The following is a 20,358-nucleotide window of genomic DNA, read 5'->3' as shown; positions in this document are numbered from 1 at the left end:
ACCGTGTCCACACTGGCCCCGAGGGCGTCGAGGCACAGCTCAGAGCCGCTGTCGCAGCCGCTCGACGAGTTCGGTGAAGCGCTCCGGTGCGGCGCCGTCGTCCGGCGCGGCCACCTGTAGGGCCAGCATGTCCGGGCGGAGTCGGTCGACCAGCGATCGGCAGAAGTCGAGGAGTTGCCGGGGCTCGCCGATGCGCCGATAACCGGCCAGGATCGCCTCCCGGCCCATCCGGTCGGCCCGCTGGCGCAGCTGCTCGGGGCTGGACGCCGACAGCCGACCCGGAGTACGCAGCCCGCGCCAGGGGCGGAGCGCCCGGATCGCCTCGTCGTCGTTGTCGGCGAGTACGACGAAGGTGCTCAGCACCACCCGCGGTGGCGTACGTCCCGCCGCGTCGGCCGCCGCCCGTGCCACGTCCACCACCTCCCGGCCGGTCCGCTCGGGGTCCTTGACCGAGCTGACCACCCCGTCGGCAAGCCGGCCGGCGGTGGCCGCCGAGCGGGGACCGGCCGCCGCCAGGTACACCGGCACACCGGTCAGCGGCGGACTGTGCAGCCGGAACGACGGGACGGGATAGTACGACGCGTCCGGCCGCCGGACGGTCTCGCCGGCCAGCAGCGGCCGGAGCAGTCCGAGCGCCTCGGTCATCCGGGCCAGCCGCTCCGGGTACCCCGGGAACCGGCCCAGCGGCGCCTCGTTGATCCCCTCCCCGGTGCCGACCCCGAGGGCGAACCGGCCGCCGGAGAGCCGGTCGAGCGTGGCGGCGGCCTGGGCCACCAGCACCGGATGCTGACGGAACAGCGGGCAGGCGACCGCGGAGACCAGGGTGGCCCGCCGGGTCGCCGCGGCGATCGCGCCCAGCGTGGTCCAGCCGTGCCCGGCCGACCCGACGTCGTCCACCCAGGGCTGGAGATGGTCGGAGACGAGCACGGCGTCGAAGCCCGCCTCCTCGGCTCGCCGGGCCTGGGTCACCAGCGACTCGGGTTGCCACTCCTCGTGGCCGAGGAACCAGCCGAACCTGGTCACCATGCTCCTTCAGTCGCAGTCGCAGTCGCAGTCGCGGTCGCGGTCGCGGTCGCGGTCGCAGTCGTGCTCGGCGGTGGCGGTCGTGGTCGCAGTCGTGGTCGGCGGTGGCGGGCACGGTCGGCGGTCGGGCCAGCGGTGGCGGGCACGGTCGGGGCCAGAGATGGCGGTGGCGGTCGGCGGTCGCAGTCGCGGCAGCACGGCGATCCGGGCCCGGCGGCGGTGTCGCGGTGCCCGCGAACGGCTCGGGCGACCTCGGATCCCGACGGCAGCGTCCCGATGTCGCGCCGGTTTCCACCGTCCATGGTCGAATCGCTGCCGGAACGGGCCGGACGGCCGGGACCGAAAGCCGGATCGAAACCATATCATCATCGATGTAACAACCTCGGTGAGTGGCGTCGGCGTGGTGCATCGGCCGGGCACGGGCCGGTTCGGCAGCCGCCTACCCTGGACCTACCTTGATCAATGCAAAGTCCGGGAGCAGACCATGAGATCCCACAGCCGCGACCTCGGAAGGCCCACCCTGAGCGAGGTCGCGGCTCGCGCGGGCGTCGGGCGGGGCACCGCGTCCCGGGTGGTGAACAACTCCTCACAGGTCAGCCCGACGGTCCGGGCGGCGGTGTTGGCGGCGGTTCGCGAGCTGGGGTACGTGCCGAACCGTGCCGCCCGGGCTCTGGTCACCCAGCGGACCGACTCGGTCGCGCTTGTCATCTCCGAGTCCGGTGAGCGGGCCTTCGGCGAGCCGTTCTTCGCCGGTATCGCCCGAGGAGTCAGCGCCGGCCTGGCCGACACCCCGCTGCAACTCTGGCTCTCCTGGATCCAGTCGCCCGGCGGGCGGGAAAAGATGGAGGACCAGCTCACCGACCAGCACGTCGACGGGGTGATGCTGATCTCGCTGCACGACGCGGATCCGCTGCCCGGCCTGCTGATGCGACGCGGGCTGCCGACCGTCCTGGGTGGACGTCCGGCCCGGATGCTCGCCCCGGACGCCCAACCGGCGTACTTCGTCGACGTCGACAACGCGGGTGGCGCCCGGCAGGCGGTCGAGTACCTGCTCGGGATCGGCCGGCGGGCGGTCGCCACGGTGGCCGGGCCGCAGGACATGGGCGCCGGGGTGACCCGGCTGGTCGGTTACCGGGAGGCGTTCGCCGCGCACGGTCGCCCGGTCCGCGAGGACCTCATCGAGTACGGCGACTTCAGCGCGAACAGCGGCCTGGCCGCGATGCGCCGGCTGCTGGAGCGCCGGGCCGACCTGGACGCGGTGTTCGCCGCTTCCGACCTGATGGCCCTCGGGGTGATGAAGGCGCTGCACGAGGCCGGCCGGCGCATTCCGGAGGACGTGGCGGTGGTCGGCTACGAGGACTCGTCGCTGGCGCGGCACGCGAACCCGCCGTTGACCTCGGTGCACCAGCCTGTGATCACGATGGGCACGGAGATGGCGCGGCTGCTGGTGGCGCAGATCCGGGGCGACGAGATTCCTTCGCCGGCCGTCTTCCTGGACACCCACCTGGTCCGCCGGCAGTCGGCCTGAACCGGCCGTGCCGAAGGGGTTTCCGGGGATCGGTTACCGTCGGGCGATGATTCCGGACGTGGACGCCTGGCAACCCTGGCCGCCGTCCGTGGTCGCCGACCGGTTGGCCGACCTGGACGTGCCCTGGTGCGTCGCGGCGGGCTGGGCGATCGACCTCTGCCGGGGTGAGCCATCCCGGCCGCACCACGACCTGGAGATCGCCGTTCCGGCGGACCGGTTCGACGAGGTGCGGGAACGTTTCGCCGACTGTGACTTCGCGGTACCGCAGGACGGCCGGCTGATCCCGCTCACCGCCGAGTCGATGCGGACCGGTCACCAGACCTGGGCCTACGAGCGGGGGATCGGGCGTTGGCGGGTGGACGTGTTCCGTGAGCCGCACGACGGGGAGGTCTGGATCTGCCGGCGCGACCCGCGTATCCGCCGCCCGTACGCCGAGATCGTCCGGCGCGATCCGGCGGGGATTCCGTACCTGGCGCCGGAGGTGGTGCTGCTGTTCAAGGCGAAGGCCGCCCGGACGAAGGACGAGCTGGACTTCGCCACCACCCTGCCGCTGCTGGACGACGCCGCCCGGCGCTGGCTCGACGACGCGCTGACCCTGGTGCACCCGGTCCATCCGTGGCGGGCGAGACTCCGCACCGGCTGACTCACGCTCGCCGACCCCGCAACCTCGTGTTGGCCGACCCCGTAACCGACTGACCCGCACCGACCGGCGTCGTACCGGACGGCGGCGGACGGCCGAGCGCCGGCCCGTGCGGTGTGGTGCTACCACACGGGCCGGCGCGGGATGGTCGGTCGCTATCCGGCGGTGCAGGATCTGACCTGCGGTCGGGCGCCGGAGTTGCCGTTCATCATGGTGGTGAAGCCGAACGTACTGCCGCTGCCGTTGGAGCGCATCGTCAGCACGGTGTTGTTGCTGCTCAGGCTGGCACTGCCGCTCCAGGTGGTGCTGATCGACTGCGGCGAGGTGACCGCCACGACCACGGTCCAGCTGCTGGCACCGCTGACCGTGACCGAGGTGTTGTAGCGGTCGCCCCAGACGGTGCCGGCGGTTACCGAGGTGGTGCAGCCGCTGCCGCCCGGCGGAGTGGTCGGGTTGCCGGTGGGCGGGGTGGTGCCGTTGTTCAGCGCGGCGAGCACCGCGTCGTACGCTGCCTTCTTCTGGCCGCTGCCGTTGAACAGCAGCGGGCTCTCGCCGGAGCGCCACGAGTCCGAGTCGCGGATGCCCCACACCGTGATGCCCTTGCAGCGGGACACCGCGAGGCAGTCGTTCGTCACGTTCCGGTACGCGTCGGACGGCGCGTTGCGGATGTCCAGCTCGGTGATGTGCACGTCGACGCCGAGGGCGGCGAAGCTGGACAGCGTGGTGCGGTAGTTGCTCGGGTAGTTCGAGCCGCCGGTGAAGTGCGACTGGAGGCCGACGCAGTCGATCGGTACGCCCCGGGACTTGAAGTCCTGGACCATCCGGTAGACGGCCTGGGTCTTGGCGTCGTTCCAGTTGTCGATGTTGTAGTCGTTGTAGCAGAGTTGCGCGTTCGGGTCGGCGGAGTCCGCGGCCCGGAAGGCGGCCTCGATCCAGTCGTTGCCGGTGCGCTGGAGGTTGGAGTCGCGGCGGGCACCGCTGCCGCCGTCGGCGAACGCCTCGTTCACCACGTCCCACCACGCGATCTGGCCGCGGAAGTGGGTGGCGACCTGGGTGACGTGGTTGACCATGGCCTGGCGCAGGGTGCTGCCGGACATGCTCTGCATCCAGCCCGGCTGCTGGGCGTGCCAGGCCAGGGTGTGGCCCCGCACCTGCCAGCCCCGGCTGCGGGCGTACTGGACCATCTGGTCCGCGGTCCCGTAGTTGAACCGGCCCTGCTGCGGCTGCAGGGCGTCGATCTTCATCTCGTTCTCGGCCGTGATCTGGTTGAACTCGCGGTTCAGGATGGTCGTGTACGCGCTGTCGTTGAGCTTGCCCGCCGCCACGGCGGTACCGAAGTACCGGCCGCGCTCGGCGGCGGAGGCGCCGAGGGTGCTGGCGGCGCTGGCGGTGTTGGGCAGCGCGATGGCACCGGCGGTGGCGAGCATGCCGACCATGCCGAGGACGAGCGCGAGTCGGGTCCGGTAGCGCGGTCTCGGGCTCCTGGCGCCGTCGGTGGAACTCCTGATCATCTCTGCCCTTTCTGGCGAGTGGCCGGACGGGCACATGGTGGTGGATCCGTCCGGGCGGCACGGTGTGCGAGGGTCGAAGTCACCTGGCTCCGCCGCGCGATCTCTGACGGGCGGTGTGGTGTCAAATCGACCTTAATGGATTTATAGTTTTACAGCAGTCGTCCCGGAGGGTCAATGTTTCCGGAACGGTTCCGGAGTGTTACCGCGCATCCGGATTGGCTGGAGCATCGCCTTTTACCAGGGCATTCACCGTACGTTCGAGAGGTGAGCGCTGACCGAGCGAGAGGATCGCAGGTCAGGGCGGAGTGCGGGATCCCGAAATTTACGGTGCCGGTCGACCGGTCCCGGTCCCGGTCTCGTTCCCGGTCCCGGTGTCCCGGGTGGTTCGCCGGGCGGCGAGCAGTGCGCTGCGGACGACCGCCGTCGCGACCACCGCGGTCGCCACCGCGGAGAGCGCCAGCGGACTCAACAGCGGTCCGAGCGGACCCAGTGCGACCAGCACGCCGACGGCGACGAGGAGGACGCGGGAGCGTATCCCGAGGATCGCTCTCTTGAACAGCAGGAAACCGGCCAGGAAGAGCGCCGGACCACCGAGTACGGTGCTGATCACCGCCACGTCGGCCGTCCCGGTCGGTTCGTGCAGGGTGAGGTCGTCCCCGACCGCCGTGACGATGATGCCGGCCACCATCGGGATGTGCAGATAGGTGTACGCCGACCGGCCGAGCCGGCCCGGCTCCTCGGCCGCGACGATGACGGACCGGGCCGCCTCGGCGCTGCGGTCGAAGTAGATCCACCACAACGCCACGCTGCCGAGGAAGGCGCTGACCAGCGCGGCGAGGGGGGCCCAGCCGTGCCGCAGGGCGCCGAAGTCCGTTCCGGCGACCAGGATGGACTCGCCCAGCGCGATGATCACGAATAGTCGGGCGCGCTCGGCCAGGTGCGAACCGTGGATCACCCACTCCGTCGGTCTGGACCGGCCCCACCCCGGCACGTAGAAGTCGCAGGCGGCCGCGCTGGTGTCCACGACCACTGCCGCCACCCACAGGCCGAGCCGGAGCGGACCGGAGGCGAAGCCGCCGGCCAGCCAGAGCGGCGCGGAGGAGGTCCGCCAGACCAGCACCCGCTGGAAGTTGCGGTGCAGGCTGGAGCGGGGGGTCAGGGCCGACGCGACGAAGACCGTACGCCCCACCGCCAGTGCCACGTACGCCACGGCGAACCAGAGCCCCCGGTCGCCGTACGCCTCGGGCACCGCCGAGGACATCACCAGGCTGATCCCCATCAGCGCGATCAGGAGTACCCGTACCCGCGGCTGGTCCGGGTCGAACCAGTTGGTGATCCAGGCGGTGTCCACCCAGGCCCACCAGACGGCGAGCAGCAGCACGGCGGCTCCGGCGGCGCCGGCCGGGTGCAGCCGGTGCAGCAGCAGTTCGGTCAACTGGGTCACGGCGAGCACGTAGACCACGTCGAAGAAGAGTTCGATGGCGGTGACCCGGGAATCCTCGGGCCTGCGCAGGACGTCCGGCCGGCCGGACGGGCTGGTCAACCTGCCTCCATCCGATGAATCGTCCGGCTCGCTGCACCTGGCCGGGAGCGGATGCCGACGAAGACACCAGGAATCTACCTGCTTTAACGATGAAATGGGCGACTATGGGATGAGTCGGACTCTCCGGACAGCCGGTGCACCGGCTCGTCGGGCGGTGCCCGGGCCGGAGCGCGCGCGTCGTTTGGGGTCGGTCCGGACGGGGATGCGAGCACTCGATCGCCGGAGTACGCCAACTCTCGTGACACCGGGGCTCCAAGAGGTCGTACGAGACGGGGGAGGCCCCAGCGGAGGAGACATGCCCGTACTTGCCAAGAAGGTCCTCACCTGGCTCTTCGTGGGTTTCCTGATTTTCTTCGTCGCGTTCCGGCCGGACGGCGCCGCCGAGCTGGTCGAGACGATCGGGGCGATCCTGATGGCGATCGCACAGGGAATCGGCGACTTCCTGACCCGCCTGATGGCCTGACCCGCGCTCGGCCGGACCGATCGGGTGGCTCCCTGCGGCCTCAGCCCAGCGTCGCCAGTGTCTCGGCGGCGACTTCCAGATCCTCCCGTGGTCGCACGACCAGCACCGGCACCCGGGCGTCGGCGGCCGAGACGATCGCGTCGGCGTCCGGGTTGCCACCCCGTGGCGGCGTCACGCCGAGCAGGCCGAGCCCGGCGCAGACGTCGTGCCGCACCTCGGGCTGGTCCCAGCCGATCTCGCCGGTGAAGACCAGCGCGTCCAGCCGGTCCAGGCTGGTGGCCGCGGCGGCCAGTTCCCGGCGTACCCGGTGGGCGTAGACCGCCAGCGCCAGCGCCGCCGCCGGATCGTCTCCGGCGGCGGCGACCAGGTCGCGGGTGTCGTCGGAGCGACCGCCGGAGAGGCCGAGCAATCCGGAGCGGGAGTTCAGCCCCTCGGTCAGCTCGGCCAGGCTGAGCCGGTCGTCCGCCAGCAGCCAGAGCAGCATCCCCGGGTCGACCGCCCCGGAACGCTTCGACATCGGGATGCCGTCCAGCGGGGTGAAGCCCATCGAGGTGTCGACGCTGCGGCCGTCGCGCACCGCGCAGACCGAGGCGCCGCCGCCGAGGTGGGCCAGCAGGAGCTGGAGCCCGCCGGCCGGCCGGTCGAGCAGCTCGGCGCCGCGGCGGAGGGCGTACGAGTACGACAGGCCGTGGAAGCCGTACCGGCGCAGTCCCCAGCGTTCCCGCCACGGCGCGGGCAGCGGATAGGTGGCGGCCGCCGTCGGCAGGTGGGCGTGGAAGGCGGTGTCCGGGCAGAGCACCTGCGGCACATCCGGCAGTTGTTCCCGGAGCCGGTCCAGCAGGTGCAGCGCGGGCGGCAGGTGCAGCGGGGCGAGCGTGGCCAGCGCGTCGAGCCGGGCGCGGAGCGTGTCGTCCACCCGGGTCGGAGTGCGGACCAGGTCACCGCCGTGCACCAGCCGGTGACCGACGGCGTGCGGCGGGTCGTGGGCGGCGAGGAAGTCGCGTACCGTCCGATCCCCGTCGGCCGAACCGGGTGGCTCGGCGCGGGCCAGGCCGTCGACGACCTCGCCCGCCCTGACGTAGTCGAGCCGGAGGCTTGACGAACCCGCGTTCACGCTCAGTACCACCGGCGGGCCGCCGCCCGGCCCCCTCGTTCCGGTCGGCATCCCTGCCCCTTCCGCCGGTCCGCGTCGTCGGTGCCTACCGTTACCCGGCCCGCCGGGGTCCACGCCCGCGCGATCCGCCGATCAACGCTCTCCGGCCCCGGTCACTCGAATACGGCCGTTACGAACGTTACGAACGTTCCGGCCGGTACGACCGGACGGCCCCGGCCCCGCCGGAGGTCTGCGGTTGGTGCCGGGGCGGGTACCCAGGGGTACGGGTTGTCGGTGGTGCCGCCCCGTGTGTGACCATTGCCGCCGGAGCAGGGAGGCGCACCATGACCGAGCAGTCGGACGAGCGATCGGACGCACGGTCCGACGTGCGGTCGGGCCCGGAGGTGGGCGGCGACGATCGGCAGCAGGCCTGTTCCGGCGAGCATGTCCGGGCCTGCACGGTGCGCGAGGTGCTGGACCGGGTGGGCGGCAAGTGGAGCATCGGGATCATCATCCAGGCGAGCCGGGGCCCCGTCCGCTTCACCGAGCTGGAGCGCTCGATCGAGGGGATCAGCCGGCGGATGCTCACCCTCACCCTGCGCAACCTCGAACGCGACGGGCTGCTGGTCCGGACCACCTACCCCACCGTCCCGCCCCGGGTCGAGTACGTCGCCACCGAGATGGCCCGGGAACTCTACGACTCGCTGCTGGTGCTGACCGGCTGGGCGGAACGGCACCGGCAGGCGATCGCCGCCGCCCGGGAGGCGTACGACAGGCGCACCGCCGGCACCGCCTGACCCACCCGCCGCAGGAGCGCCCGTCCCGTCCGCTCGCCTCCGGTGCCCCCCGCGCCCGGCCAATTCGATGCCCGCATCCGGCCAATTCGATGTCCCGCGCTCGGCCGGTCGGTGCCTCAGCGTTCGTTCGGGTCGATCCGGGCGCGTACCTCGGCGTGTTCGGCCAGCAGGTGCAGCAGGTTGGAGCCGTCGATCAGCTCCAGCGGCTTGCCGGAGGCGAACTCGAACGAGTCCGGCCCGTAGCCACTGGTGGTCACCAGGATGCCCTTGGTGGCCCCCTCGCCCAGCACCGTGCCGAAGAGGTCCCGCACCGCCGAGACGTCCATGCTGCCCCGGTGCCGTCGGGCCTGGATGACCACCTTGCCGCCGAAGATCGGCCGCGGGTCGAAGGCGACGCAGTCGATGCCGCCGTCCGGCGCGGCCCGGGTGGTCCGGATCTCCAGGCCGAGTCGGCCGAAGAGGTTCCGGATCAGGTCCTCGAACTCGGTCCGGCTCAACTTGTGCAGGTTGGGGCGCTGGTCCAGGTCGGCCAGCACGTCAACCTCGTCGACGAAGCGCTTGTCGACCACGTCGAACTCCAGCACCGGATGCACCGGGACGAGTTCCTCCGGCCGGGATGACAGGGTGGCCCGCAGGTGCCGCAGGCAGGCCGCCGGGTCGACCTTGGCCAGGTTGATCGCCGTGAAGGCGTCCCGGCTGGTCCGCAGGGTCACCAGGCAGGGCCGGACCGCCTGTCCGGTGCCCGGGTGGGTGGTCTCGACGATGCCGTTGAAGACGATCGTCTCCACCAGCCGGGTACGGTCGGCCTCGAACAACTCGTGCACGGTACGCAGCGCCACCTGGGTGATCACGTCGGCGTACCGCCGCTGGACCTCGTCGGCCGAACGGGCAACGGTCTGCACCTCGTCACCCGCCTTGTCGTAGCGGTACTCCCGCACCTTCGGCACCACCGCGACGGTCGGCAGCAGGTACTCCACGACGATCAGCCGGGAGTCCGGGACGTAGGCGAGCCGGTAGCGCTGCGGGAAGTCCTCCGGGTACACCGAGTTGCCGAGTACCAGCCCGAAGTACTTCACCACGGCGTTCGGCTCGGCGGCGGCCAGCGCGGCGCCGAAGCTGTCGATCTCGGCGTTGTGGCTGGTGACCTGGGCGTCGAGTTGCTGACAGTGCTTGTCGTACTTCCGCCGTGCCTGGGCCAGTCGCTGCTGCCGGGCCGCCTCGCCGGCCGCGTGCTTGGCCTTGGCCTTCTCGAACGCCTGTTCCGCCTCGGTCAGCAACTGCTGGTAGCGGCCCTCGCCACCGAACATCTTGCCGATCGCGTTCGGCTCGGGCGGGGCGAACCGGCGCCAGTCCGGCGCCCGCAGCGGCATGCCCAGCTCCCCGGGGTTGAACTCCGGATAGTCGGCCTGCTTCTTCAGCCGTTGCAGGTCGATGTGGTCGTCGATGGCGAGGGTGGTCCGGAGCAGGTTGTCCAGCTCGTCCAGCTGGGACTGGAGGTTGGCGTTGGCGGCCTTGACCCGGGCCGTCCGGGCTTCGACGTAGAGCCGCCGGCGTTCCCGCTCGTCCGCCTCCGCCGCCCGCTCGGCGGCCCGCCGGGCGTGCTCGGCCTCCCAGAGCATCTGCTGGTGCTGCTGGTACGGGGTGGTGGATGCGCGTTGCCGCGCGTGCACCTGCTGTGCGTGCGCCCGCTGCATCTGCCCCATGATGCCCATGTACGTCCCCGATCAGCGTCCAGCACCGTTCACCATGGGTGATCGGTGGCGTCCCGTCCCCCGAGCTGACGTTTCTCTGCTGCCTTCCTGCCGTCGACGACCGTCGCTCGATGCACATTTTGGTCCCAACGCGACGGCCGCGTCCAGCGGGGAGCCCAGGGTAGCGTGCCGGGCGAAACGCCGGTCCGGGGCGGAAACGGGCCTGGTGACGGCGGGGTGGTCGGACCCGGTGGCCCGGGTGGGCGGTGCTAGGGTGCCCCGGGTGACCGACGCAGATGTGCACCTCGTCGCCCAGCCACGCCTCGACACCGTCGTGACGGAGTTCGTCACCGACGCGCGGCGGCTGCGCAGCGACTACGCCGGGATGGCCTGGATCGGCGACCGGCCCGATCCGGAGAGCGGCCAGCTGGGCCCCGACTACCGGCAGCGTGGCGTGGACTCGCAGCTCTTCCTGCCCGACACCCACTGGTACGACGTCGACGCGCTCGACGACGTCGAGGTGCAGGTTAGCGTGGGTCTGCTCCAGGTCGCGGGTACGGCACTGCGGACCCAGGGCCTGGTCGGGGCGATCGCCGACCCGGTGGTCGAGTTCTTCGAGCACCCGGAGGGCCTGCCCGGGGTGGGCCTCTGCCTCGGCCTGACCGGCCAGATCTTCTCCAACCTCGGCCTTGCCTACCGGGTGACCGTGCTCTGCGCGCCCGAGGCCGTGCTCCGACGCGGCGACACGGCACAGCCCGACACGCGGTCCGACGCGCAGGGCGACCCGGGACAGGCCGACGCAGAGCCCGGCGACGGGTAGCTCTCCGCACACCAGGCCGGGTCCCACCGCTCCGGCACGGCCACCCGTCGACCGCGACGACGTGCGGATTGTCCCCCTCTGTGGCGGACCTGACGGGGTGGTCCGCGCTTCGACGGCGGGCGTTCACCTGGGCACCGGGCTCCGGTCAGGACCCGTCGTTACGTTCCTCGGACCCCCCACACGAAGGAGCGTCACGATGGATCGACGGAACATGCTACGCAGCACGGTGCTCGGCGCCGGTGCGCTGGCGCTGCCGTTCACCACCTGGTCAGCGGCGTACGCGGCGCCGGCGCAGAACGCCACCGGCCCGTACGGTCCGCTCCAGGCGGCCAACGCGCACGGCATCCAGCTTCCGGCCGGCTTCACCAGCCAGATCGTCGCCCGTTCCGGCCAGGTCGTGGCCGGCACCTCGTACACCTGGCACAACGCGCCCGACGGTGGCGCGGTGTTCGCCAACGGCAGCGGCTGGATCTACGTGTCCAACTCCGAGACCAGCGCCGGTTCCGGTGGTGGTGCGTCCCGGATCGTCTTCAACTCCAGCGGAGCCGTCACCGGGGCGTCCCGGATCCTCTCCGGCACCAACAACAACTGCGCGGGCGGCAGGACGCCGTGGAACACCTGGTTGTCCTGCGAGGAGGTGAGCCTCGGCCGGGTCTGGGAGACCTATCCGCTCGGCGGCACCGCGGTGGTCCGTCCGGCGATGGGCCGGTTCAAGCACGAGGCCGCCGCCGCCGACCCGGACCGGAAGGTCGTCTATCTGACCGAGGACGAGAGCAACGGGAAGTTCTACCGGTTCATCCCGAACACCTGGGGCGACCTCTCGGCGGGCAGGCTGCAGGTCCTGGTCGCCGGCAGCGGCACCGCCGGCTCGTTCAGCTGGGCCGCCGTCCCCGACCCGGACGGCTCGCCGACCGCGACCCGTTCGCAGGTCTCCGGCGCCAAGTCGTTCAACGGCGGGGAGGGCTGCCACTACGCCAACGACACGGTCTGGTTCACCACCAAGGGTGACAACCGGATCTGGCAGCTCGACCTCGTCGACAGCACCTACGAGCTCGCCTACGACGACAGCCTGGTCAGCTCCGGCTCGGCACCGCTGACCGGCGTCGACAACATCACCGGTTCCGCCTCCGGCGACCTGTACGTCGCCGAGGACGGCGGCAACATGGAGATCTGCCTGATCACGCCGGACGACAAGATCTCCGTGTTCCTGCGGATCAGCGGCCAGGGCTCCTCGGAGATCTGCGGACCCGCGTTCACGCCGGCAGGGAACCGGCTCTACTTCTCCTCCCAGCGCGGGACCTCGGGCTCCTCCTCCGGCGGCATCACGTACTGCGTAACCGGCCCGTTCCGCTGATCCCGGGCCGGCGGAGCTACTCCCTCAGCCGCCAGGCCCGTCCGCCGCCGGCCGGCCGTCCGCCGCTGGCGGCCCGGCTACCGGCTCGTCCGTCCTGGGCCGCCGGCCGGCCGCTGCCACCCGCCGACTCGCTCGCCCCGTCCGGACCGCTCGCCTCGTCCGGCCCGCTCGCCCCGTCCGGACCGCTCGCCCCGTCCGGACCGCTCGCCCCGTCCGGACCGCTCGCCCCGTCCGGACCGGTCGCCTCCTTCGGACCGCTGGAGCCGGCACTGTCCGACGCGTCGGGTCCGGCGGCCCGGGGGCGGCGCAGGTAAAGCCAGGCGGCGACGGCCAGGCCGAGGATCAGCCCGGCGACCAGACCGGTGGTCAGCGAGCCGAAGCCGGAATCGCCGTCGTCGTCCGCCGCCTCCCGCTCAGGTACCGCCGCCCCGGGCGCCGCCGGCCCGGCGGGGTCCGGCACGGCGGCCGGCGGGGCAAGGGCCAGCACCGGGGCCGCGAACTCCGGCTGCGGGACCTCGGCCGAGGGCGGCTGGTTCCAGTTCGTCACGTGACCGTCGGAGTACGTCTGGACCAGGTGGAACGTCATCTGGTCGGTCTGCGGCATCGGGCCGAGCGAGACGACGAGTTCCGCCGGCCCGCCGCCCGGTGCCGGTGCGCCGGCCCGGGTCCAGACGATGCTGGCCACCACCTCGGTGACCTGCCCGTGGTGGATCCCGCCGAGCGACTGGTCGATCTTCCGCATCGTCATCCGGGGCGCCCACTGCGGGTCGGACATCGGGTACGTCTCCGCCACCGGCGCCGACTCCGGCATCAGCAGCTCGATCCTGGTGGTGTACGCCGGTGCCCGGTCCTCGGTGACCCGGAAGGTCAACTTCGCCGGACCACCCTGTACGGCCTCTTCCGGCGTCATGGTCACGTCGGCGCTCACCGCCTGGACGCCGAGGGTGGCGCCCGCGAGCGTGGCGGTGACCAGGGCGACGATCCAGCACACTGCCCGGTGACGCACAGCGAAGTCCCTTCGTTTGGCCGCTACCTGTGTAGTTCGGAGTCCAAGCGAGAAAGGTTCAACCAACGGGCCGGTATGTTACGCCGTCGGCCCGGGGTGACCCGGCGGCCGGTCGGCAGTTATCTTCCAATAGACCCGACTTCATCGGATAGTTGCCGGTCAGCCCGGATCCTGGGCGGAGGCCCGACGTTATGAAGAACGTGCATCGACGTGTACGCCGCTTCGGCATCGTGGCCGCCTCGCTGGCCACCATCCTCCTCGGCACCTCCTGCGGGGCCGATCCGGACGCCGGCTCCGTTCCGACGCCGCGGACCTCGTCGGCCGACCCGCACGGTGCCGGGCACGGCACCGTCGACGTCCCACCGGCCGCGCCGCTGCGCTCCGGCGAGCGGTTCGTCGAGCTGGGCATGCCGCGGCCGTACCGTCCGTCGGCGCGCGACGGGGGCACCGACGAGTACCGCTGCTTCCTGGTCGACCCGGGCCTGACCGAGCCCGCGTTCCTCACCGGCAGCCAGTTCCTGCCGCAGAACGGCGCCATGGTGCACCACGCCATCTTCTTCCGGCTGGACGCGGCGGCGGTGGCCTCGGCCCGCGAACTCGACGCGGCTACCACCGGCGACGGCTGGACCTGCTTCGGCGACGCCGGGATCGGCGACGCGGCCTGGGTGGCGCACTGGGCGCCGGGCGCGAACGAGACGCTGCTCGCCCCCGGTGTCGGCTATCCGATGCCGCCCGGCAGCCAGCTCGTGATGCAGGTGCACTACAACCTGATCGACGTGCGTCCCGGTGACGACACCGATCGGTCCGGCATCCGGTTGCGCCTCGTCGGCGGCGGCGAAGACGTCGATCCGCTGCACACCGAGCTGCTGCCGGCCCCGGTCGAGCTGCCCTGCGCGGCCGAGGAGCGTGGGGAACTCTGCCGGCGCGAGGCGGCGCTGCGGGACCTGGGGCGCCGGTTCGGTGCCGAGTCCGGCGGGCAGCCGGAGCGGCTCAACCGGTACTGCAACCGGGGGCGTGCACCGGTTGCCGGCAGTACCCAGCACTGCGACCGCCCGGTCACCGAGGCCGGCCTGGTGCAGGCGGTCGCCGGTCACATGCACCTGCTCGGCAGGGCGATCCGGATCGAGCTGAATCCCGGCACCCCGAGGGAACAGGTGTTGCTCGACATCCCGACGTACGACTTCGACGAGCAGGCCAACCGGGTGCTGCCGCGACCGGTCGCGGTCCGGCCCGGTGACGTCTACCGGGTCACCTGCACCCACGACGTGACGCTGCGCCAGCGGGTGCCCCAGCTGCGTAACCTGCCGCCCCGGTACGTCGTCTGGGGCGAGGGCACCAGCGACGAGATGTGCCTCGGCATCGTCGTCCTGTCCCGACCGGACTGACCCGCCGGCCCACCACTCAGGCACCGACCCGCCCGCCGACGCACTGGCCCACCCACCGCCGGGGCGCGACGGCGGGGGCGTCGGAACCCGGCGAACGCCGTCCGGTGTAGCCGGTCCGGCGACGCGTGACCGGTGGTGGGTTTCCTACCATGGTGGGGATCTGCCGCCGGACGGGCGGTGTCGGAGGCGGCGAGCGGATGTTACGGACCAGGGGACAGACGGCACCCAGCGGCGGCGACGGGCGTGCGCCCGGGCGATCCACCCGGCTTCCGGCCGAGCCGGCGGCGGGCGACGGCGGGTTCGAGCGGGCAGGTCGGGTCGTCCGGCCCGGCCAGCGGCTCGGCCAGCTCGTGCCGCGCCGGCCCGAGGGGATCACCGGTAACCAGTGGAACGCGGCCAGCCGGCACACGTTCGACTTCGTGGTCTCCGATCCGGCCGGTCCGGCGGCGCCGTTCGCCGTCGAGCTGGTCGACGCGAGTGTGCGGACCGCGCAGACGCAGCGGGACGACCGGGCGAGGCACGCCGTCTGCGAGGCGGTCGGCCTGCAACTGTTCCGGATCTCCTCGGCGACGTTGCAGCCGGCCACCCACGGCCGACGGATCGTCGAGTACGTCGTGGACGCCCGCGCCTTCCTGGCCGCCACCGGCGATCCGGCCGAGTACGCCGAACTCGCCCCGGACGCGCCGCGCAGTTACCGGGACATCGTCGGCCGGCTGCCGGACGGCAGTAGCGGGCACGTGAACGACCTCGGTGCGGGCGCCCGGACGATCGCGGTGGACGCCTACGTCAACCGGGAACTTGTCGACCCGATCCTGCGCAGCCTGCGCCTGGACTGGCGGGACGGCCCGGCCGAGGGCTGGGCCTGGCTCCAGGTGCGCCCCGGGGCATATCTCTTCGAGCGGGTGGTGATCTGGCAGCACCGCTTCTCCTGCGGCGTCGAGCCGGGCCGGCTCGCCGAGGATCTGGCCACGATGGCGGTGGGGGAGCGGCTCCGGCTGCGCGAGAGCGTCGAGTTGCCGTTGACCGACCGGGACCGGCTGGCCGGCGAACTCGACGGGTTGCACCGCCGCCGGGGCGAGCTGGTCAACCCGTACGCCTTCGCACACGTCTCGTTCGACTGAGACCGGGCACCATCCGGCGGTCCGGGCCGGTCCACCGTGCCCTCCGGGACGCGCACCCGGCCGGGTCGGCGAGTGCACGCCGCCCGGCCCGGTGCCCGGGCGCCAGCGCCAGGGGTCAGGTCGCGGTGCAGGTCAGTGATGGTACGGCGTTGCTGCCGGTCTGCGACGCGAGGAACCCGAAGGTGGTGCTGCCGCCGGCACCGAGACTGCCGTTGTAACCGGCGTCCCGGGCGGTGACGCTGGATCCGCTGGTCGTGATCGTCGCCCCCCAGGAGTTGCTCACCTGTTGACCGTTGCCGAACGTCCAGCTCACCGTCCAGCCGGTGATCGCGGCGCTGCCGGCGGCGACCCGTACCTCGGCCTGGAACCCGCCGGACCAGGTGCCGGTCACGGTGTACGTCGCCGAGCAGCTGCCCGGGCCACCCGCCGGCGGGGTACGGGTCGGCGTGCCCGTCGGCGGCGCGGCGGTCCGGGTCGGCGTCGGGGTGGGGGTACGGGTCGGGGTGGCGGTCGGCTGCGGGTTGCCGGTGCCGCCGAAGTTGACGTCGCTGCACCAGTAGTAGTTCTGGTCGGAGTGGCTGGCCTTCCAGATCACGAAGACGATATGCCGGCCGGAGCGTCCGGGCGCGCTCACCGGCATGGTGATGGAGACGCCGTTCAGCACCGGGTCGCCGGTCTCCCGGGTGCCCTCGCCCGGGGCGTACCGGCCGGTCTCCCGGACCAGTTCGAGGTCGCCCCAGCCGAGTCGTTGGGTCAGCGGGTTGAACCCCTGCCGGGTGACGTAGATCCGGAAGTAGTCGGCCCCGTGCAGTGCCTGGTCGTGCACCGTGACGTTGAAGTTGGTGCCGACGTTGGTGGCCTGCCAGTTGCCCGGGTTGTCCAGTGCGGCGTACCGGACGCCGCCGGTCTCGCCGGCACTGCACAGCTGGCCGTTCGGTACGGCGGCCTGGTGGTTACCGTTCACGCCCTCCCGGAAGAGGCCGTTCCAGTTCCACATGGCGCTCGGGTCGGCCTGCCAGGCCTGCCAGCACATCGGGTCCTGGGTGGCCATCGCCGGGTTCTGGAAGTCGTTGCCCCAACGCTTCCAGCAGCCGTAGTTGCGGGAGGCCGGGTTGATCGTGGAGCCGTGCGCGTCCGCGGCGTCCCGTGAGACGGCGAGGGCGGTGGCGAGGAGGACGGCGGCGGTTGCCGCGACCGCGAGGATCCGCAGGACCATCGGGGCGCGGCCGCGAGCCGGATTCGGATTTTGGGCGAGTAAAGACATGGGATCCCCAGACGTCGGTTGCACGAGCGAGTACGCGGGAGGCTTGCCCGGTGCTCCCGCACCAACCACCCGGCTCCGGCGGCGGTGTCCCTGGACAGAGATTCACATCGCTGGGTAGTGCTTGTCAATAGTTTGGGTGTCCAACTAAGGCCCCAACTGGCCGGCCGGTGGCCGGGTCGGCGTATTCGGTTCGGGGGCGGGGCGGGCACGGTCTCGGCGGATCCGCTCGCGTACCTCGTCGAGGTGCTCGTTCATCGCCTCGACCCGGGCGGCGAGGGCCGGATGGTCGGCCCGGAGATGCTGCTCGGCGTCGGCGAGCGGCCGGAGCAGCGCGTTCGGATCGGCGCCGCCGAGGGCGTCGTGCAACCGGTCCAGGCTGGGGCGTGCCGCCGTGTCGAGGTCGGTGAGTGCGGCGATCTGCCCGGCGAGCTGGCGCAGGTCGGCGCCGTTGTCCCGGGCCCAGCGGGCCGTCGCGCGGTCGCCGGCCCGGCGGTCCCGCTCGGCGCGCACCCGGTCGTCCCGGGTCCCTGCGCCGGCATTCTGCCCGGCGGGGCGCAGTCGCAGGTAACGGCGTTCGGCGGCCTGCCGGCTCGCCACCCCGAGCGCGGGCGCCAACTCGGCCCAACTCGCCCCGCGCTGCCGGGCGGCGGCGATCAGGCGCGGCTCCCAGGACTCGAGTTCGGCGCGGAGCTGCCGGAGCAGGACGAGGGCGTCGAGCACCTGGTCGACGGTCGCGTCGGTATCCTCCGCCGGCACCCTGCCGACGGACGGCACCGGCTGGCCGGCGCCACGCGGTGCAGGGGCACTGGAGACGCCGACCTGGCTGGCGACCGCCTGGACGCGGTCGAAGGCCGTGCCGGCCGGTGTAGCCGTGCCGCCCGCCGTGGCGTTGCCCGGTGTCGTCGTGCTGTTGGCCGCCGTCGCCGTCGCCGTGGCGCTGGCCGCCGTCGCCGTGGTGTCGGCCCGGGTGGGCGCACGCGGTGGCCCGGACTGCTCCCGCTGGTCCATCCGTACCCCATCTCCGACATCCGTCGTCAGTGTGATGACGCATCTTCTTGTCATCGTTCCGATGACATGGTACAACCGAGGTGTCGCGCATTGACAACCTGTCGACCAGGCACGGAAACCGGTCCGGCGGTTCGCCGGACCCGGGAACGTTCGACGGCGGGGGGTGCAGCGGATGCCCAGCGGCGTACTGGACGAGGTCTCGACGACCCGGTCGGTCCAGGAGGCGTTCCTCGAACTCCTCGTCCGGGACGACGAATTCGTAAGGGCGGAGTTCGAGGCGCTCGTCGACGCGTGCTGGAACCAGCCGCCACCCCCGCCACCGGCCCGGCCACGGCCGGGGCCACGGCCTCCGCAGTGGCCGGTCGGGCCGCCCGACGGCGTCCGGTTCGTCGCGGTCGAGGCGGCTTCCACGGGTAACCGGTGGTGCCGGCAGCGCGGCCCTCCGGGCGAGCCCGCGTCCGGCATCCGTACCGGCCCGGCCCGCGATGCGTAGGCCGGGCCGGTACCTGTCCGCCCGGTGTCGAACCCGGCCCACGATGCGTAGGCCGGACCCGCACGTGTGCGCCCGGTGCCGAGCGGCCGTGCCGGAGGTTCCGCCACCGCGGGCTGGCAGGTGCGCCGACCGCCACGGAGCGGGCGGAACCGATAGGGTGGCAACGTGCGCCTGGTGCTGATGGCGGACACCCATGTGCCGAAGCGGGCTCGCGACCTGCCCCCGCAGCTCTGGGCGGCGGTCGACGAGGCGGACGTGGTAATCCACGCCGGTGACTGGGTGCACGAGCCGCTGCTCGACGTCCTGGAGTCCCGGGCCGCCCGGCTGGTCGGGGTGCACGGCAACAACGACGGCCCACGACTGCGGGCGCGGCTGCCGGAGGTGGCCCGGGTCGAGCTGGCCGGCCTGCGGGTCGCGGTGGTGCACGAGACCGGCCCGGCCGCCGGCCGGGAACGCCGCTGCGCGGAGCGGTTCGGCGACGCCGACCTGCTGGTCTTCGGGCACTCGCACATCCCCTGGGACAGCGAGGCGCCGGGCGGGCTGCGGTTGCTCAACCCCGGCTCGCCGACCGACCGGCGCCGCCAGCCGTACGCCACCTACCTGACGGCGGAGATCTCCGACGGCCGGCTGCACGACGTCGTACTGCACAGGCTGCCGCGCCGGTCCTGAACTTCCGAGGGCGGCACCCGCGGCGGTGACCCAGGGGGAGGACACATGCGCGACGACCTGGTCGGGTACGCACGGCAGGTGCTCGGACCGGTCCGGGTGGTCGCGGACCGGTCCTGGCCGCACGGGGTGGCCGGCGTGCTGGAGGTGCGCGACGGCGAGGGTGTCACCTGGTTCGTGAAGGGGCACGGCGATCCGGAGCGCTACCGGCAGGAACTCTCGGCATACCGCCGCTGGGTGCCGGGGCTCGGCGGGCGCGCACCGAGGCTGCGGGCGTACGACGACGGGCGGCTCGCACTCGTGCTCTCGGCGGTACCGGGTGGGTCCGGCCTGCCGTACGCCACCGACCCGGAGGTGCAGTACCGGGCCGGCGTACTGCTGCGCCGGCTGCACGACAGCGGGACGCTGCCGCCCTGGACCGACCTGGCCGCCGAGAAGCTCGACGAACTCGACCGGCTCGCCGCCCCGGCGCGGGAACTGCTCGAACCCCGGGAGCTCGACTTCGTCCGGGCCGGGCTGCGCGCCCTGGCCGGCGTCCCGGCACCGGCCCGGGTGCCGTGCCACCTCGACTACGGCCCGCGCAACTGGTTGGTGACCGGCGACGGGCGGGTGCACGTCGTCGACTTCGAGTGGGCCGGTCCGGAGGTGTGGGTCAACGACCTGAACCGGCTCTACTTCGGCCCGTGGCGGGACCGGCCGGACCTCGCCGAGGCGTTCCTGGCCGGCTACCGGCGTACCCTCGGCGACGCCGACCGGGCGGTGCTGCACGCCTGCGGGGCGCTGACCGCGGTCTTCGTCGTGGTCTGGGCGCACGGTCGCGGCGAACCCGGTTTCGCGCAGGCGTGGCGGCAGAACCTGCACCGGTTGATGGACGGACGTCGGTGAGTTCGGGACGACCTCCGGTAACCGGCCGATCGGCCCCGCGCGGTCCGATCTCCGGCCTGCCAGACTG

The 20,358-nt window shown here is 72.5% G+C and carries 19 protein-coding genes; 11 read left to right on the top strand and 8 right to left on the bottom strand.

Going from position 1 to position 20,358, the window contains the following annotated elements; translation table 11 throughout:
- Positions 1-39: 39 nt before the first annotated feature.
- Positions 40-1,023 carry an LLM class flavin-dependent oxidoreductase gene (locus ACN28A_RS32835; RefSeq protein ID WP_421402034.1) on the bottom strand — a complete coding sequence of 328 codons (984 nt, stop codon included), beginning with the start codon at positions 1,021-1,023 and terminating at the stop codon, positions 40-42.
- A gap of 484 nt (positions 1,024-1,507) precedes the next feature.
- Here ACN28A_RS32835 and ACN28A_RS32830 point away from each other — a divergent pair, with 484 nt between their 5' ends.
- Both ACN28A_RS32830 and ACN28A_RS32825 read left to right on the top strand, forming a co-directional pair.
- The gene (locus ACN28A_RS32830; protein ID WP_421402033.1) at positions 1,508-2,551 is read left to right on the top strand and encodes a LacI family DNA-binding transcriptional regulator; all 1,044 of its coding nucleotides are present in this window, start codon (positions 1,508-1,510) and stop codon (positions 2,549-2,551) included.
- Positions 2,552-2,597: 46 nt separating this feature from the next.
- Positions 2,598-3,194, top strand: a complete 597-nt coding sequence (locus ACN28A_RS32825) for a nucleotidyltransferase domain-containing protein (RefSeq protein WP_421402031.1) — start codon at positions 2,598-2,600, stop codon at positions 3,192-3,194.
- A 152-nt stretch (positions 3,195-3,346) separates the two neighbouring features.
- Here ACN28A_RS32825 and ACN28A_RS32820 read toward each other — a convergent pair whose 3' ends face one another.
- Together ACN28A_RS32820 and ACN28A_RS32815 are read right to left on the bottom strand one after the other, a co-directional pair.
- Positions 3,347-4,702 carry an endo-1,4-beta-xylanase gene (locus ACN28A_RS32820; RefSeq protein ID WP_421402030.1) on the bottom strand — a complete coding sequence of 452 codons (1,356 nt, stop codon included), beginning with the start codon at positions 4,700-4,702 and terminating at the stop codon, positions 3,347-3,349.
- A gap of 322 nt (positions 4,703-5,024) precedes the next feature.
- Positions 5,025-6,245 (bottom strand): low temperature requirement protein A, encoded by a 1,221-nt coding sequence (locus ACN28A_RS32815; protein WP_421402028.1) that lies wholly within the window; start codon positions 6,243-6,245, stop codon positions 5,025-5,027.
- Between the two features lie 295 nt (positions 6,246-6,540).
- On the opposite strand from ACN28A_RS32815, the gene ACN28A_RS32810 reads away from it, so the two are divergent.
- Positions 6,541-6,708 (top strand): hypothetical protein, encoded by a 168-nt coding sequence (locus tag ACN28A_RS32810; protein ID WP_278061999.1) that lies wholly within the window; start codon positions 6,541-6,543, stop codon positions 6,706-6,708.
- Positions 6,709-6,748: 40 nt separating this feature from the next.
- Here ACN28A_RS32810 and ACN28A_RS32805 read toward each other — a convergent pair whose 3' ends face one another.
- Positions 6,749-7,873, bottom strand: a complete 1,125-nt coding sequence (locus ACN28A_RS32805; protein ID WP_421402025.1) for an acetate/propionate family kinase — start codon at positions 7,871-7,873, stop codon at positions 6,749-6,751.
- A 272-nt stretch (positions 7,874-8,145) separates the two neighbouring features.
- On the opposite strand from ACN28A_RS32805, the gene ACN28A_RS32800 reads away from it, so the two are divergent.
- On the top strand, positions 8,146-8,598 hold the full coding sequence (locus ACN28A_RS32800) for a winged helix-turn-helix transcriptional regulator (protein ID WP_421402022.1): 453 nt from the start codon (positions 8,146-8,148) through the stop codon (positions 8,596-8,598).
- A gap of 116 nt (positions 8,599-8,714) precedes the next feature.
- Here ACN28A_RS32800 and ACN28A_RS32795 read toward each other — a convergent pair whose 3' ends face one another.
- Positions 8,715-10,301 (bottom strand): restriction endonuclease, encoded by a 1,587-nt coding sequence (locus ACN28A_RS32795; protein ID WP_421402019.1) that lies wholly within the window; start codon positions 10,299-10,301, stop codon positions 8,715-8,717.
- Between the two features lie 271 nt (positions 10,302-10,572).
- Between ACN28A_RS32795 and ACN28A_RS32790 the strand changes: the two genes are divergently transcribed.
- Together ACN28A_RS32790 and ACN28A_RS32785 are read left to right on the top strand one after the other, a co-directional pair.
- Entirely contained in the window at positions 10,573-11,109 is a 537-nt protein-coding gene (locus ACN28A_RS32790) for a hypothetical protein (RefSeq protein WP_421402018.1), read from the top strand.
- Between the two features lie 196 nt (positions 11,110-11,305).
- The gene (locus tag ACN28A_RS32785) at positions 11,306-12,463 is read left to right on the top strand and encodes an alkaline phosphatase PhoX (RefSeq protein WP_421402015.1); all 1,158 of its coding nucleotides are present in this window, start codon (positions 11,306-11,308) and stop codon (positions 12,461-12,463) included.
- Between the two features lie 16 nt (positions 12,464-12,479).
- Here the strand turns inward: ACN28A_RS32785 and ACN28A_RS32780 are convergent, their stop codons facing one another.
- Entirely contained in the window at positions 12,480-13,469 is a 990-nt protein-coding gene (locus tag ACN28A_RS32780) for a DUF1775 domain-containing protein (protein ID WP_421402013.1), read from the bottom strand.
- 191 nt (positions 13,470-13,660) lie between these two features.
- On the opposite strand from ACN28A_RS32780, the gene ACN28A_RS32775 reads away from it, so the two are divergent.
- Positions 13,661-14,854, top strand: coding sequence for a monooxygenase (locus ACN28A_RS32775; protein WP_421402012.1), 1,194 nt, complete (start codon positions 13,661-13,663; stop codon positions 14,852-14,854).
- 197 nt (positions 14,855-15,051) lie between these two features.
- Positions 15,052-15,975: a DUF2726 domain-containing protein gene (locus tag ACN28A_RS32770; RefSeq protein WP_421402010.1), complete on the top strand. Its 924-nt coding sequence runs from the start codon at positions 15,052-15,054 to the stop codon at positions 15,973-15,975.
- A 115-nt stretch (positions 15,976-16,090) separates the two neighbouring features.
- Here ACN28A_RS32770 and ACN28A_RS32765 read toward each other — a convergent pair whose 3' ends face one another.
- Positions 16,091-17,191 (bottom strand): lytic polysaccharide monooxygenase auxiliary activity family 9 protein, encoded by a 1,101-nt coding sequence (locus ACN28A_RS32765; protein ID WP_421402007.1) that lies wholly within the window; start codon positions 17,189-17,191, stop codon positions 16,091-16,093.
- Between the two features lie 192 nt (positions 17,192-17,383).
- Positions 17,384-18,247, bottom strand: coding sequence for a hypothetical protein (locus ACN28A_RS32760; RefSeq protein ID WP_421402004.1), 864 nt, complete (start codon positions 18,245-18,247; stop codon positions 17,384-17,386).
- Positions 18,248-18,419: 172 nt separating this feature from the next.
- Here ACN28A_RS32760 and ACN28A_RS32755 point away from each other — a divergent pair, with 172 nt between their 5' ends.
- The 3 genes from ACN28A_RS32755 (at position 18,420) to ACN28A_RS32745 (ending at position 20,291) form a co-directional block, all read left to right on the top strand.
- Complete coding sequence (locus ACN28A_RS32755; protein ID WP_421402001.1) at positions 18,420-18,740, top strand: hypothetical protein; 321 nt, start codon at positions 18,420-18,422, stop codon at positions 18,738-18,740.
- 165 nt (positions 18,741-18,905) lie between these two features.
- Positions 18,906-19,409: a metallophosphoesterase family protein gene (locus tag ACN28A_RS32750; protein ID WP_421401999.1), complete on the top strand. Its 504-nt coding sequence runs from the start codon at positions 18,906-18,908 to the stop codon at positions 19,407-19,409.
- Positions 19,410-19,454: 45 nt separating this feature from the next.
- Entirely contained in the window at positions 19,455-20,291 is an 837-nt protein-coding gene (locus tag ACN28A_RS32745) for a phosphotransferase enzyme family protein (protein ID WP_421401996.1), read from the top strand.
- The last annotated feature ends 67 nt before the right edge of the window (positions 20,292-20,358 follow it).

Source organism: Plantactinospora sp. WMMB782 (assembly GCF_049179135.1).
Classification (GTDB): Bacteria; Actinomycetota; Actinomycetes; order Mycobacteriales; family Micromonosporaceae; genus Plantactinospora.
The sequence above is the reverse complement of the archived record's forward strand: the minus strand, read 5'-3'. Positions and strand labels throughout refer to the sequence as shown.

Excerpts from the sequence above, each read along its gene's own strand:
- ACN28A_RS32830 (WP_421402033.1), top strand. The coding sequence starts at position 1,508 with ATGAGATCCCACAGCCGCGACCTCGGAAGGCCCACCCTGAGCGAGGTC.
- ACN28A_RS32825 (WP_421402031.1), top strand. The coding sequence starts at position 2,598 with ATGATTCCGGACGTGGACGCCTGGCAACCCTGGCCGCCGTCCGTGGTC.
- ACN28A_RS32820 (WP_421402030.1), bottom strand. The coding sequence starts at position 4,702 with ATGATCAGGAGTTCCACCGACGGCGCCAGGAGCCCGAGACCGCGCTAC.
- ACN28A_RS32810 (WP_278061999.1), top strand. The coding sequence starts at position 6,541 with ATGCCCGTACTTGCCAAGAAGGTCCTCACCTGGCTCTTCGTGGGTTTC.
- ACN28A_RS32805 (WP_421402025.1), bottom strand. The coding sequence starts at position 7,873 with ATGCCGACCGGAACGAGGGGGCCGGGCGGCGGCCCGCCGGTGGTACTG.
- ACN28A_RS32800 (WP_421402022.1), top strand. The coding sequence starts at position 8,146 with ATGACCGAGCAGTCGGACGAGCGATCGGACGCACGGTCCGACGTGCGG.
- ACN28A_RS32795 (WP_421402019.1), bottom strand. The coding sequence starts at position 10,301 with ATGGGGCAGATGCAGCGGGCGCACGCACAGCAGGTGCACGCGCGGCAA.
- ACN28A_RS32785 (WP_421402015.1), top strand. The coding sequence starts at position 11,306 with ATGGATCGACGGAACATGCTACGCAGCACGGTGCTCGGCGCCGGTGCG.
- ACN28A_RS32775 (WP_421402012.1), top strand. The coding sequence starts at position 13,661 with ATGAAGAACGTGCATCGACGTGTACGCCGCTTCGGCATCGTGGCCGCC.
- ACN28A_RS32770 (WP_421402010.1), top strand. The coding sequence starts at position 15,052 with ATGTTACGGACCAGGGGACAGACGGCACCCAGCGGCGGCGACGGGCGT.
- ACN28A_RS32765 (WP_421402007.1), bottom strand. The coding sequence starts at position 17,191 with ATGGTCCTGCGGATCCTCGCGGTCGCGGCAACCGCCGCCGTCCTCCTC.
- ACN28A_RS32760 (WP_421402004.1), bottom strand. The coding sequence starts at position 18,247 with ATGGACCAGCGGGAGCAGTCCGGGCCACCGCGTGCGCCCACCCGGGCC.
- ACN28A_RS32755 (WP_421402001.1), top strand. The coding sequence starts at position 18,420 with ATGCCCAGCGGCGTACTGGACGAGGTCTCGACGACCCGGTCGGTCCAG.
- ACN28A_RS32745 (WP_421401996.1), top strand. The coding sequence starts at position 19,455 with ATGCGCGACGACCTGGTCGGGTACGCACGGCAGGTGCTCGGACCGGTC.